The sequence below is a fragment of the Massilia orientalis genome, from assembly GCF_030411975.2.
Classification (GTDB): Bacteria; Pseudomonadota; Gammaproteobacteria; order Burkholderiales; family Burkholderiaceae_D; genus Telluria; species Telluria orientalis.
In genome coordinates this window covers 315,435-328,581 of the sequence record NZ_JASNRB020000002.1, presented here as the reverse complement: position 1 = coordinate 328,581, position 13,147 = coordinate 315,435, and the positions used below count along the sequence as shown (strand labels likewise).

Here is a 13,147-nt window from a genome sequence, read left to right as displayed (position 1 = left end):
ATTCTTTTCGAAAGGCGACAGTGTAACCGCTAAGCCTGGAAACCGCCGGTAAATGCGAAGTCGACGTCCGGCCGCCTCCCCGACACGATGTCCGCGATCGCCCGCCCCGACCCGCAGCCCATCGTCCAGCCCAGCGTCCCATGCCCCGTGTTCAGGTACAGGTTCGCGAACCGCGTGCGGCCGATGTACGGGACGTTCGACGGCGTCAGCGGGCGCAGGCCCGCCCAGTAGGTCGGGTTGGCGTAGTCGCAGGCGTCCGGGAACAGCGCGCGCACGCGGCGCGTGATCGCGTCGCAGCGCACGGGGTTCAAGTCGCGCGTGTAGCCGTTCAGTTCGCACGTGCCGGCCACGCGCAGGCGGTCGCCGAGGCGCGAGAACACGAGCTTGTGGCCGTCGTCCGTCAGCGAGACCGTGGGCGCCGCGTCCGGGTCGAGGATGGGGTAGGTGGCGGAATATCCCTTGCCCGGATAGATCAGCAGCCGGATGCCCAGCGGCGCCAGCAGGCCGACGGAAAAACTGCCCAGGGCGACGACGACGGCGTCCGCGTATAGCACGCGATGCCGGCCATCCGCATCGATGATTTCCACGCCGCGGATGCGGCCGCCTTCGGCCAGCAGGCGCGTGACGGTCGTGTTGTAGGTGAAACGGATGCCGGCCGCCGCGCCGCGCGCCGCGAGCTGCGTCGTGAAGCGGTGGACGTCGCCCGATTCGTCGGTGGCCGTGAAGTCGGCGCCGACGAGCTTGCGGCGCACGGTCGCGAGGGCCGGCTCGATCCGCACGGCCTCGTCGGCATCGACCGTCATGCGCGGGCAGCCCAGGTCGCGCATCGCGGCGGCCGCATGGCAGGCCCGCTCGAATTCCCGTGCGTCCGTATAGAAGTGCAGGATGCCGCGCGTGAGGCTGTCGTACTCGATGCCGGTGCGCGCACGCAGCGCCTGCAGGCTGCGGCGGCTGTACTCGGCCATGGCGACGATCCGGCGCAGGTTGGCGGCCACGCGGCCGGGCGCGCATTCGCGCACGAACTGCAGGCACCAGCGCCATTGCAGCGGGTCCGCCTGCAGGCGGAACAGCAGCGGCGCATCGGCGCGGCCCAGGGACTGCACGACCTTCAGCAGGCCGGCGGGCGTGGCCCACGGTTCGGCGTGCGAGACGGAGATCTGGCAGCCGTTGGCGAAGCTCGTCTCCCGCGCGGCGCCGCTCCGGCGTTCGATGACGGTGACGTCGTGGCCGGCGTCTGCGAGATACCAGGCGGATGCCGTGCCGACGACGCCGGCGCCCAGGACGATCACGTTCATGGACGCGCGACCGGGTCGATATCGGGATGATGCATGCGGCTCCTCGTAAGTGCGACGGGTGGAGCCGGCAAGGGAGTACCGGAGCCGGTGCGCGACCGGAATCCGCATGCTTCCCTTCGCTGGCATTACCCAGATCAGGTTCGGAGGGTGTTTCTCACCCGCAGCCGCGGTGGCGGCTGCAGGACCCCTAGCGTTGCCTTATGGCAGGGAAGATTCTAACACGAGGATGCAACGGGACACCGGCCCGCGGTGGGGCCGGAAGTGGGGAAGGCCGCGCGGCAGGCGCGCGGTCAGGCCGTGACGGCGATGGCGGCCGAGGCCAGCACGACGGTGGGTTTCACCGGTTCGCGCCGGTCCTGGCAGGCCACCAGCATGAGGCAGGCCAGGAGCAGCAGGCTCCAGCGTGCGCGATGGTTCATGATGTGCGCCTCCTTTGGCGGCATCGTAGCGCAACGCCGCGGCGCGCGGCGCGCCGGTCACATCGTCAGAACTGGTAGCCGATGCTCGCGCGCACGACCGGATAGACCTTCAACGCATCGACGTCGTCGCGCAGGCGCAGGCGTTCCACGGCGACGTCGTTGGCGAGGGTCTTGCAGACCGTGTTCGACACCGTGCAGCCGACGCTGGCCAGCTGGACGTTCGGATTGCCCTGGTAGAAGACGCCGAGATCGATGTTCGTGGTCCAGCGCGACGAGCGGGCCAGCGCGTTGCCCCAGCCGATGCCGAGGTAGGGCGCCGCCTTGCGGTAGTCGATGCGGCCCGTCAGCAGGCCGACGTCGGCGGCCGTGTACGCGTGGCCGTTCAGCGTGAAGCCGCCGAGGCCGTTCGGCTTTGCCTTCGCATTGAACTTGTTGCCGTTGTAGACGAGGCCACCGGTCAGGTGGAAGTTGCTGCCTTCGGTCAGGTACCAGTCGAACAGCACGTCGAACGTCTGCAGCTTGCCCTTGATGTCGTAGTCGACGCCGCCGGACGTCTTGTCGAAGTCGTGGCGGAAGTAGTTGACGCCGAAGCGCCCGTTCAAATAGGTTTCCATCGGCACGACGACGTGGAAGCCCACGCCGGTGGAGCCGACGTCGGCCGTTGCGCCGACCTGCGCGTTGGCGGCACCCGCCGCCAGCAGGGCGGCCGTGGCCAGCACGGTGTATTTCGCGAACATCGATAGCCTTTCAGTGGTTGAGGCCGCGATTGTAGCTGCGCACTTACCGCAGTGGAATTGTTGCGCTGCGGTTTGTTGTAATCCCGCCCGGAACGACAATGTAAGCAGGTGTTGCAGCGAATTGTGCATATGATTTCGTTTGATAAACTTCATTTAAACATTACAACGAGGTCATCCTATGAAAGCCCTGATCTTCGGCGTGGCGCTGTGCGCCGCCTCCCTCCCGGCCCTGGCGCAGACCAACGTCTCCGTCAGCATCGGCCAGCCCGGCTTCTATGGCCGCATCGACATCGGCGATTACGTGCCGCGTCCCGTCGTGTACGCGCCGCAGCCGGTGATCATCACGCCGGCGCCGCACTACGTCGCGGAGCCCGTGTACCTGCGCGTGCCGCCGGGCCACCGCAAGCACTGGGCCAGGTACTGCGGCCGCTACGGCGCCTGCGGCCGTCCGGTCCTGTTCGTGCGCGACGAGTGGTACACGAACACCTATGTGCCGCGCTACCGCGAGCATGTCGGCTACCGCGGCGACTACCGCGGCGGCCCGCGCGAAGTGCGTGTCGTCGAGCGCGTCGAGTACCGCGACGACCGCGGCCACGGCGACTGGGACCGCGGTCACGGCCACGGCAATGGCCACGGCCACGGCAACGGTCACGGCAAGGGCCACGGACACGGCCACGACTGATCCGTGCCGGGCGGTTTCGCCGCCCCGTAGTAAACTGCCTGCGTGAGCCCGGCGACGGGCGCGACCGACGGAGGCAGGCTTGCAAAGCGATATCGTGATCGTGGGCGGCGGGGCTGGCGGACTGGAGCTGGCCTGCAAACTGGGCCGCAAACTCGGTCCGGACAAGGTGACGCTGGTCGACAGCCGGCTGTACCACGTGTGGAAACCGTCGCTGCACGAGGTGGCGGCCGGCACGCTGGACATCCACCAGGAAGGCCTGTCGTACCAGATGCTCGCGCACGACCGCGGCTTTTCCTTCGTGTACGGCGCCATGACGGCGCTGGACGCGGCCGCGCGCCGCATCACGATTGCCCCCGTCACCGCGGCCGGCGACGGCGAGGAGGTGCTGCCCGAACGCACGCTCGGCTACCGCTCGCTCGTGATCGCCGTCGGCAGCACGTCGAATTATTTCGGCGTGCCCGGCGCGCGCGAATATACGATTTCCCTGAATGCCACCGAGGACGCGGAACGGTTCCGCCTGCGCCTGCTGCGCCTGCTCGCCCAGGCCGAGCAGCAGAAGGAGGACGGCGCCGGCGGCTCCGGCCTCGACATCGTCATCATCGGCGGCGGCGCCACGGGCGTCGAACTGGCGGCGGAATTGCGCGAAGCGTCCGGCGTGTATGCCGCGTATGGCTTCCGGCGCCTGCAGGTCAAGCGCGACGTGCGCATCACCCTGCTCGAGGGCGCGCCGCGCATCCTCGCGCCGCTGCCCGAGCGGGTGTCCGCCGCGGCCGCGCGCCTGCTCGACCAGCGCGCCATCCGCGTCGTGACGGATTGCCGCGTGAACGGCATCGGCCCGAAACAGGTCAGCGACAACAAGGGCAATGTCTATCCGGCCGACCTGTGCGTGTGGGCGGCGGGCATCCGCGCGCCGGAATTCCTGGGTTCGCTGGGGCTGCCGGTCGCGAAGGGCGGCCAGATCGAGGTGGACGCGCACCTGCGCGTACAAGGCGTGCCCGACGTGTATGCGCTGGGCGACTGCGCGGCCTGCACGGACGGCAACGGCAAGCCCGTGCCGCCGCGCGCCCAGGCCGCGCACCAGCAGGCCGACTACCTGCTCAAGACGTTCCTGCGCCTCGACAAGGGTGAACAAGCGCAGAAGGATCCCTACGTCTACCGCGATTACGGGTCGCTCGTCTCGATCGGCCGCGAGACGACGGTGGGCAGCCTGATGGGTTCGCTACGGGGCGCCAGCCTGTTCGTGGAAGGGTTCATGGCGCGCATCATGTACATGAGCCTGCACCTGATGCACCACAAGGCCGTGCTGGGACCGCTGCGCACGGGCCTGATGGCGTTCGCGCGCTTCCTGATCCGGCGGACGACGCCGCTCGTCAAACTGCACTGAGCGTGACGTCGTCTCTCAGTTTCCCTGTTTCGGAAAGACCAGCGTGAGCGCGGTGCCCTTGCCGTCCGGTCCGGCGCCGATGGTCAGGGTGCCGCCCAGCGTGCGGGCCCGTTCGCGCAGCATGCGCAGGCCGTAGCAGCTCGCGGGCGGGGAGGCGGCCGTGCCGGGGCCGACGCCATCGTCGCGCACCGTCAGCATGGCCTGGTCGCCGTCGTCGTCGAGGATCACGTCGACCTTCGCCGCCTGTGCGTGCCTGACGATGTTGCGCAGGCCTTCCTCGGCGCAGCGCAGCAGTGCCACGCCCTGGGCGCGGGTGTAGTCGGGATCTTCGTCCGGCATGCTGGCTTTCGCCTTGATGCCGTGCTCGCGGCCCCATTCCTGCACGAGTTCCGCGATGGCGGCCTTGGGACCGAGGAATTCCAGCTTGTCGTTCCAGAGCGCCAACTGCATCTTGCGGTTGGTCTCGATGATGTTGTTCAGCAGTTGCTTCATCTGCGCGGCGCGGTCGCGCTGCGGCTGGTCCTGCAGGTGCTGCGACAGCAGGCCGAGATGCATCGTCAGCGCCGTCATCGACGAACCGAGGCTGTCGTGCAGCCGGCGGGCCAGCAGGCGTCGTTCTTCGTCCCAGCAGGTCGTCATATGGGCCAGGAGTTCGGCCAGCTCGGCGGCACGCGCCGCATGCTGGCTGTCTTCTCCGGAATCCGGCGGATGAGGTTCCGAAACTTTCATGAAGGCAACCAAATTATGTTTCTCGGGATGATACAACAGCTTGGGCCGGGACGGCGCAGGAATCGTCTTTGTGAGTTCCCGTACAGTCCGATGTTGCAGATCCGGTCATTCTAAGGGCTCTGGCCGAGCGCCGATAACCCCACTGAAGGAGTCAACATGAGCACGAGAACCCAATCCGGCGCACGGGCCGGCACCCAGTCGAACGCCATGGCCGCAGGCCAGGACGCCATCGCCCTCCTGACCGCCGACCACCGCGAAGTGGCCGAGATGTTCGAACAGTTCGAGCAGCTGGGCGACCGGGCCACCACCAGCAAGGAAAAGCTGAAGGACAAGATCTGCAAGGCGCTGATCGCCCACACGACCATCGAAGAGGAAATCTTCTATCCGGCCGTGCGCGCGGCAAACGTCGAGGAGGGCGAGGACATGGTCGACGAGGCGATCGTCGAGCACGCCGCGGCGAAAGACCTGATCAAGCAGTTGCAGGAAATGCAGCCGGACGACGACCTGTACGACGCGAAAGTGAAAGTGCTCAGCGAACAGATCGAGCACCACGTCAAGGAAGAAGAGAAAGAGATGTTCCCGAAGGCGAAGAAGGCGGGCCTCGACCTGCTGGCGCTGGGCCAGGAAATGGCATTGCGCAAGCAGGAACTGATGTCGACGCTGTAATCCTGTCGGTCAGCCGGCGGCCGCCGGCTGGATTTGCGGCCGGCCCGCGTCGTCCGGAGCGGGCGCCGCGGCGGCCAGCTGTTCGAGCAGGGCATTCAGATCCACGGGCTTCACGAGGTGCAGGTCGAAACCTGCCTCCATGACGCGGCGCTGGTCTTCTTCGAGACCGTAACCCGTCACCGCGATCAGCCGGATCGCACGCGCCGCCGGGTCCTGGCGCAAACGGCGCGCCACTTCGTAGCCATCGATGCCGGGAAGACCGATATCGACGAGGGCCACGTCCGGCGTTTCCGAGCATGCCACGCGTACGCCTTCCAGACCGTCGCCTGCCTGCAACACCGGATAGCCGAACGAGGCGAGCATCGTCGCCATCATCTCGCGGCCGTCGTCGTTGTCTTCGATCAGCAGGACTTTCGGCTTGCCCGCTTCCTGCGGCCGGGCGCGCGCGGGCGTGTCGGCGGACAGCGCCGCGTCGGTGCGCGGCAGACGGATCTCGAACGTGCTGCCGCTGCTGTTGCCGGGGCTGCAGGCGCTCACGGTGCCGCCATGCAGTTCGACGAGGCGGCGCACGAGCGACAGGCCGATCCCGAGGCCGCCCTGCGAGCGGTCGATCGAGATCGCGCCCTGCACGAACACGTCGAACACGTGCGGCAGCAGGTCCGGTGCGATGCCGACGCCGGAATCGCTCACGCGCAGCACGACGTCTTCGCCGATCGGCACCACCGTGATCTCGATGCGGCCGCCGGCCGGCGTGTATTTCAGCGCGTTGTCGATGAGGTTCGTCGCGATCTGTTCCAGCCGCGTCGCGTCGCCGTCGACCCAGGCCGGCGCCAGTTGCGCGTCGATGTCGTAGCCGGTCGTGCGGCCCGTCGCGCGGAACGTGTCGAGGCAGCTGGAGACGAGCGTGGCGATGTCCAGGCGTTTGCGCGACAGGAGGATCTTGCCTGACATGGCGCGCGACAAATCCAATAAATCGTCGACGATGCGCGACAAATGCTGGCTTTGGCGCTGGATGATCACGCGGGCCCGCGTGATCGCATCGCCGCTGACGCCCGGCATGCCGAGCAGCGAACCGGCGCTGCTGATGGCGGACAGGGGGTTGCGCAGCTCATGGCCCAGCATGGCGAGGAATTCGTCCTTGGCGCTGCTCTTGCGTTCGGCCGCGCGCCGCTCTTCCATCTCGCGCACGAGACGTTTATTGGTCGCGGTCAGCTCGGTCGTGCGTTGGGACAGCTTTTCCGCCTGGCGCTTCAGTTGTTCGTTCTTCGTCGCGAGCGCCACGAACACCTGCACCTTGGCGCGCAGCACCTGCGGGATCACGGGCGTGAACAGGAAATCGGCGGCGCCGCGCTGATAGGCCTTCAGGCGGTCGATCTCGTCGGCGAGGAAGGCCGTGACGAAGATGATCGGGATGTCGGCGGAGCGGGGACGCAGGTGGATCGCCTCGGCCGTCTCGAATCCGTCCATGCCGGGCATGTTCACGTCGAGCAGGATCACCGCGAAATCGTGACGGAGTACCTGGCGCAGCGCATCCTGGCCGGAGCGCGCGGACAGGACCTCGTAATTGCTTTCGTCGGCCCATTGCTCCAGCAGGCTCGTCAGTGCAAGCAGGCTGGCGGCGTCGTCGTTGACGACGAGAATCTTCGGTTTTTCGGTAAGGGACACGGCGTTCGAACAGGCTCGGAAACTGTATTCACAAGCTCGGCAGGATAGCAGAGCATGCCGTTTTGCAAAATAATTGATAAAAACTGTTGCAATTCGTCATGGTAGCACGGGCGCGTACTTACCCGAAAACCAATCGTGCGCGGTCATCGTTCGGTGCCGCACATACCGTATCAAGGCCGTATGCGATAGTGGCAACGTGTCAGGGGCCCACTTGAAAGGACAGACATGAATATTCAAATCATCGTAAACGACACCCATCACGACAAATGTTTCCGCGAACTGGTGCACCAGCCCGTGACGGCGCTGCGCGACGTCACCCAGCAGCAGGCGGATGCGTTGCGTGATGCGTTCGGTATCAATACCATCGCCGACCTGGCAGACCTGAAGGTCGTGAAATGGGCCCGTGCGATCCGCACGATGGCCAGCGCCGAGGCCGAGCCGCGCGAAGCCATGGCCAAGGAAACGCTGCTCGACGACGCCGTGGAAATGACGTTCCCGGCCAGCGACCCGGTGTCGGTGGCATCCAGCATCACCCGTATCGAGGTAGCGCCGGAAAAGGTGGATGCAAGCTCGGACCACCAGAACGCGGCCGCCATCGAGGCGCACAACGAGCAGGCGGTCGGTTGCCGGGCGCTGGGCCCGGGCGGGGAAAAGACGGCCGGAGCCGCCTGATCCATTGCGGGCGTGCGCCAGGCGGCGCACGCCCGTTGTTGCTATCGGATCATCAGAAGTTCACGCGGAACTGCGCGCCATAGTTGCGCGGTTCGTTGACGATACCCGTGAGGTTGTCGAAGTCGATCGCCGCCACCACCTGGATACGGTTGGTGATGTTGCGGGCGAATGCGGCAACCTCGTACTTGCCGTTGTCCCACTTGTAGCCGACCCGCAGGCCGCCTTCCAGCAGGGCCTTCGCCTTGTACTCCTTCGCTTCGTACAGGAACATGTTGTACTCGGTGCGGTACGACCAGTCCGTCAGCGCATACAGTTCACCGTCGGCCAGCGGATGCGAGTAGCGCAGCGTGAAGTTCGTCTGCCATTTCGGCGAACGGGGCAGCGGCAGGCCGTTCAGCTTCTGCGTGTACGGGAACGGGCCGGGCGCGCCGGTCGGGGTGCAGCCGTTCACGCCGCCCGTGTTGGGCTGGTTGCCGCAGGTTTGCACGAACAGGTTCGGATCCTTGATCTCGGTGTCGTTGTAGCTCGCGCCGATGCTCGCGCGCCAGTCGTCCGCCAGGATCGCCTGGAAGTCCAGTTCCACGCCCTGGCCCGTGACCTTCTCGGCGTTGATCAGCTGGTTCATGTTGATCGTGCCGCTGCCGGCCGTCAGCTGCTTGTCCTTCACGCGGTACTGGAACGCCGTCGCGGACAGGCGCGCGCGGCGGTCGAGCAGGTCGGCCTTGATGCCCGCTTCATACGACAACGCCTTTTCCGCACCCGCGATCGACGGTTTGTCGCCGAGGCCGTTCAGGCGGCCCTGCATCGATGGTGCGCGGTAGCCGGTCGCCACGCGCGCGAACAAATTCGTGTCCGCATCCAGCGCATACGTCGCCGACGCATCCCAGCTCACGTTGTGCGAATCGCTGTGCAGCGGCAGCGGGCCGCTCGTCTGCGGCGGTTCGAAGCGCTGCGCGACGAAGTCCTTGTTGTCGCTCGTATAGCGCACGCCGCCGCGCAGTTTCAGCTGGTCCGAGACCTTGTAGTTCAGCGTGCCGAACACCGCCCACGAACGGGCGTCCTGCGTCTGCGTCGCGTAGGCGTCGTTCTGCGGATTGCCCGGCGCCAGCGTGTTGAAGCTGATCGAATCGATGCGGATGTGTTCGTTGAAATAGAACACGCCGGCCATCCACTGGAGCGGATCCTTCGTGTTCGATTCGAGGCGGAATTCCTGCGTCGTCTGGTCGTGTTCCGGCAGCAGGTCGGCCGTCTCGACGGTGAACGGGATGAAGGCGTTCTGGCCAGGATAGTTCGGACCCATCGGTGGGGCATACACGGCGCCGAAGCCGCCGTCCACGTCGCCGCGGCTGTAGAAGGATGCGTGCTCGTAACCCGTGATCGAGTGCAGGGTCATGCCGTCCAGGTCCCAGCGCAGGCGCAGGTTGGCACCGCTGGTGCGCAAGGTCTGGCTGTTGCCGCCGTCGGTGGGGTAGCGGTCGTAGTCGAAGCCGTCGACGAGGTCGTTCGTGCCCTTCTTGATGATATTCGCGCGGAACAGGGTCGCATTGCCCTTCATGTCGCGGCCGTGGGCATTGAACAGCGCGGAGAAGTCGCGCGTCGGCTTGAACAGCAGCTGGATGCGCGCGGCGTTGTCGTCGTAGCCTTCGAAATCGCGGGTGTAGGCGTTGGGCCGCGGGTTGTGCACGCGGTCGTTGCGGTGCTGCGACTGCAGCGAGACGCGCAGCGCCAGCATGTCCGACAGCGGCACGTTGTACGCCCCTTCCGCATTGATCGTGCCGTAGTTGCCGGCGCCGAGCACGGCATAGCCTTCCGTCTTGAACACCGGTTTCGCGGAATCGAACTTGATCACACCGGCGGGCGAGTTACGGCCGAACAGCGTCCCCTGGGGGCCGCGCAGCACTTCGACCTGGTCCACGTCGAACACGGGGAAGCCCTTGAGCATGGGGCTTTCCTGCACGATGTCGTCGACGACGAGGCCGACCGGCTGCGACGCATTCAGGTCGAAGTCGGTATTGCCCTGGCCGCGGATGTAAAAGCGCGGGAACGAGCGGCCGTAGTCGGATTCGACGTTCAGCGAGGGCGAGCGGCCCGCCAGGAAGCGGATGTCGGCGCCGCCCGACGTCAGCACGTCCAGCTTCTCGCCCTTGATGGCGGTGACCGACATCGGGACTTCCTTGAGGTTCTCGGCGCGCCGCTGGGCGGTCACGATCACGGTTTCCAGGCGCTGGCCGGCGGGCTTCGCGACGGCGGCGGTGTCTTGCGCGGTCGCGGACTGGTCCGGTTCATCGGCCAGCGCAACCAGGGGAAAGGCGCTCGTCACGGCGGCGGCGAGCAACGTGCGGGCTAACAGGCGGGTGGGGCGTACGCTCATGGATATCTCTTCCTTGTCTTGATGCTTGTTTTTATTCTCTTTGTCATTTGGCAAAGATTACTCATCCTAGCAGTAAAGACATTTGGAAAAGATGCCGATGTATATATTTTGAAAACGTATAAATTGCTTAACTAAACGGTATTTGCCTGTGCCGACCGACTGTTGCATAGTGACGGGTTGCCGTTCACGATCGTATTTGCGGATTCCAGAGAGAGGACGGCGGCGAAGGCCGGCGCCGGGTATCCTGTGGCATGCCCGGCGTATGATTCAAGCAACGTTTCCCCTGTTGTTAATGGCCAACACCGACGCTAGTTCTGCAGGTCCGGCGGAATGTCGTAGCTGAACGTCCTGGTGTCGAACATCAACTTCCAGGTTTGTGCTTCCACCGGTTTGTCGTCCAGCGTGCCGCCCGCCGTCACCGTGATCGGCACGGGGATTTTGCCGTTGACGGTGGCCGTGCGATAGGTCCAGCGGCGCTTGTCGCAGCGGGTCGGCGGTATGCCCCCGTCGTCGCCATCCTCCGTGTTCGCGATCTGCGCCAGCCAGGCGTCGTACGCGGCCTTCGCGTCCTCGCAGGACCCCTCCGGTTTCGCGTCGCGTGCGGCGAGGAATTCTCCCAGCACGGCGATCTGGCCGTCGTGCGGTGCCAGCACCGTATTCATGGTCGTGACGGCTTCGCTGTCCGGCTCGGCGTCCCAACGCGTCTTGACGACCCAGCCCCACAGGTTGTCGCTGAGGGCTTCGAAGCGGACCTGTTCAGGCTTGACCGGGGCGTTGGAGAGGAAGCGGACCTGCGTATTTTCCTGGGCCAGGCCGCCGTCCTTGCCGTCCGGGTGCACGTAGAACACGCCATAGACCGCCTGGCCGTCGCCGTTCACGGCGGCCCCGCTGGCCACGAAATACAGCTCGTCGCCAGCCGTCCCGTCGGGAATCTTCGCCTGCTGCACGACGCGCATCAGATACGTTACGCTGTCTTCGCCCACGTACAGCCACCCCTTTTTCGCGGCGGAGTATTTGCCGTAGGTCTGGCCCATCACGTCGTCGATGACGGCGGCTTCGTCGATCGTGACGCGTTTGCGCGCATCGTGCGCGTGCAGCCAGTAAGCAAGCGCGATCAGGGCCAGGGCGAGCGCGCCGACCGTGGCCAGCACATACAGCACCAGGCGGCTCCAGCGGCGGGACGGCCGGGCAGGGTGGACGGGCGTGGCGGTAGCCGGTTCCTTCAGGTCTTCCATGAGATCCTCAAAAGTAAAAAATCGAAAATGCTAAATTGCAATTGTGAAATTTTACATTAGAGGTGGGGAATGTTGTAAAGAGAAAAACAAAATGCCCGCGCAAGACGGGCATTCGAGATGGGGACGGCGACGGTCAGCGATGCTGCGCCAGCTCCGGCGATGGCGCGACGGCCGGCGCGGCGGGCGGCGGCATGGTCGGCTTGACGGCCAGCGCGGCCTGGCGCGCGGCGCTGCCGTTGGCGCAAAAGCGGTTCTTGCCGGCGCGCTTCGCTTCGTACAGCGCGTAGTCGGCGATGCTGATCAGGTCGACGACGTTTTCCGCGTCGTCCGGATACAGGCTGATGCCGATACTCGTCGACAACTGCAGGGTCAGGTCGTTGATGAAGAACGGTTCGGACAGCGCCTCGACGAGCTTGGCGGCCGGTCCCTGCGCGTCGGCCAGGCTGTGCACGTCGGCCAGCAGGACGATGAATTCGTCGCCGCCCAGGCGCGCCACCGTGTCTTCCTTGCGCGAATTCGACAGCAGGCGTTGCGACACCATCTTGAGGATCTCGTCGCCGTAGGCGTGGCCGTATGTATCGTTGATCGCCTTGAAGCCGTCCAGGTCGAGGTACATCACCGCGGCCTTGTGGTGGTTGCGGTTGGCGTGCTGCAGGGCCGTTTCGATGCGGTCTTCCAGCAGGCGGCGGTTCGGCAGGCCGGTGAGGGCGTCGTGCAGCGCCAGTTCCTGCTGGGCGCGGCTGTACTGGGCCAGTTCCTTGTACAGCAGGCGCACTTCGAGCATGTTATGGATGCGCTTGTGCACTTCGAGCAGGTCGAACGGCTTGCTGATGAAATCGCGGGCGCCCGCTTCCAGCGCGGCGATCTTGAAGCTGGGCTGTGCCGTCAGGGCGAGCACGGGCAGGTAACCGCCCTGTTCGATTTCCTTCAGGCCTTTCATGACCTGGAAACCGTTCAGGCCCGGCATTTGCAGGTCGAGCAGGATCAGGTCGTAGTTGTGTTCGCGATGCAGCGGGCACACCTGTTCCGGCAGCATCGTCGAACTGACGTCGGTGTAGCCCTCCTCGCGCAATATCTCTTCCATCAATTCGATATTGTCCGGGGAATCATCTACGACCAGGATCTTCGCGTTCAGGATGTCTTGTCGGCTGGGCATGCGTACTCTCGTCAAATCAAGGCCGGTATTATTTGTTCCTTAACTACTCATACCAGCTCTAGAACAACATTTCATAGTCTAGCAAAACGCCGAGAATTTCTTGTAGGACAGCGCCGCGTCCTTGGGTAGGAACATC

General features: G+C 65.4%; 12 protein-coding genes and 1 riboswitch. Of the genes, 4 read left to right on the top strand and 8 right to left on the bottom strand.

Annotated features, from left to right (window positions below; all coding sequences use genetic code 11):
* Positions 1-29: 29 nt before the first annotated feature.
* The 3 genes from QPK29_RS03545 to QPK29_RS03535 all read right to left on the bottom strand — a co-directional run bounded on the left by QPK29_RS03545 (position 30) and on the right by QPK29_RS03535 (position 2,451).
* A complete protein-coding gene (locus tag QPK29_RS03545) occupies positions 30-1,295 on the bottom strand; it encodes a D-amino acid dehydrogenase (protein ID WP_371769631.1) in 1,266 nt (421 codons plus the stop codon).
* Between the two features lie 94 nt (positions 1,296-1,389).
* Positions 1,390-1,494, bottom strand: a riboswitch (TPP riboswitch).
* A gap of 91 nt (positions 1,495-1,585) precedes the next feature.
* The gene (locus QPK29_RS03540) at positions 1,586-1,714 is read right to left on the bottom strand and encodes a hypothetical protein (RefSeq protein ID WP_267873850.1); all 129 of its coding nucleotides are present in this window, start codon (positions 1,712-1,714) and stop codon (positions 1,586-1,588) included.
* Between the two features lie 65 nt (positions 1,715-1,779).
* Positions 1,780-2,451 (bottom strand): hypothetical protein, encoded by a 672-nt coding sequence (locus tag QPK29_RS03535; protein ID WP_371769632.1) that lies wholly within the window; start codon positions 2,449-2,451, stop codon positions 1,780-1,782.
* 178 nt (positions 2,452-2,629) lie between these two features.
* Here QPK29_RS03535 and QPK29_RS03530 point away from each other — a divergent pair, with 178 nt between their 5' ends.
* Positions 2,630-3,133 carry a hypothetical protein gene (locus QPK29_RS03530; RefSeq protein ID WP_056131354.1) on the top strand — a complete coding sequence of 168 codons (504 nt, stop codon included), beginning with the start codon at positions 2,630-2,632 and terminating at the stop codon, positions 3,131-3,133.
* 79 nt (positions 3,134-3,212) lie between these two features.
* Positions 3,213-4,517, top strand: coding sequence for an NAD(P)/FAD-dependent oxidoreductase (locus tag QPK29_RS03525; protein WP_371769633.1), 1,305 nt, complete (start codon positions 3,213-3,215; stop codon positions 4,515-4,517).
* A gap of 15 nt (positions 4,518-4,532) precedes the next feature.
* On the opposite strand, the gene QPK29_RS03520 is transcribed toward QPK29_RS03525, so the two are convergent.
* Positions 4,533-5,246, bottom strand: coding sequence for a sensor histidine kinase (locus QPK29_RS03520; protein WP_056131360.1), 714 nt, complete (start codon positions 5,244-5,246; stop codon positions 4,533-4,535).
* A gap of 156 nt (positions 5,247-5,402) precedes the next feature.
* Here QPK29_RS03520 and QPK29_RS03515 point away from each other — a divergent pair, with 156 nt between their 5' ends.
* Positions 5,403-5,912: a hemerythrin domain-containing protein gene (locus QPK29_RS03515; RefSeq protein WP_160409868.1), complete on the top strand. Its 510-nt coding sequence runs from the start codon at positions 5,403-5,405 to the stop codon at positions 5,910-5,912.
* Positions 5,913-5,921: 9 nt separating this feature from the next.
* On the opposite strand, the gene QPK29_RS03510 is transcribed toward QPK29_RS03515, so the two are convergent.
* Positions 5,922-7,577, bottom strand: coding sequence for a response regulator (locus QPK29_RS03510; protein WP_371769634.1), 1,656 nt, complete (start codon positions 7,575-7,577; stop codon positions 5,922-5,924).
* 225 nt (positions 7,578-7,802) lie between these two features.
* Here QPK29_RS03510 and QPK29_RS03505 point away from each other — a divergent pair, with 225 nt between their 5' ends.
* Positions 7,803-8,249, top strand: coding sequence for a hypothetical protein (locus tag QPK29_RS03505; protein ID WP_229412137.1), 447 nt, complete (start codon positions 7,803-7,805; stop codon positions 8,247-8,249).
* Positions 8,250-8,301: 52 nt separating this feature from the next.
* Here the strand turns inward: QPK29_RS03505 and QPK29_RS03500 are convergent, their stop codons facing one another.
* The 3 genes from QPK29_RS03500 to QPK29_RS03490 form a co-directional block, all read right to left on the bottom strand.
* Positions 8,302-10,620, bottom strand: coding sequence for a TonB-dependent receptor (locus tag QPK29_RS03500; RefSeq protein ID WP_371769635.1), 2,319 nt, complete (start codon positions 10,618-10,620; stop codon positions 8,302-8,304).
* 308 nt (positions 10,621-10,928) lie between these two features.
* Entirely contained in the window at positions 10,929-11,855 is a 927-nt protein-coding gene (locus QPK29_RS03495) for a hypothetical protein (RefSeq protein ID WP_371769636.1), read from the bottom strand.
* 133 nt (positions 11,856-11,988) lie between these two features.
* Positions 11,989-13,011, bottom strand: coding sequence for a GGDEF domain-containing response regulator (locus QPK29_RS03490; RefSeq protein ID WP_371769637.1), 1,023 nt, complete (start codon positions 13,009-13,011; stop codon positions 11,989-11,991).
* Between the last annotated feature and the right edge of the window lie 136 nt (positions 13,012-13,147).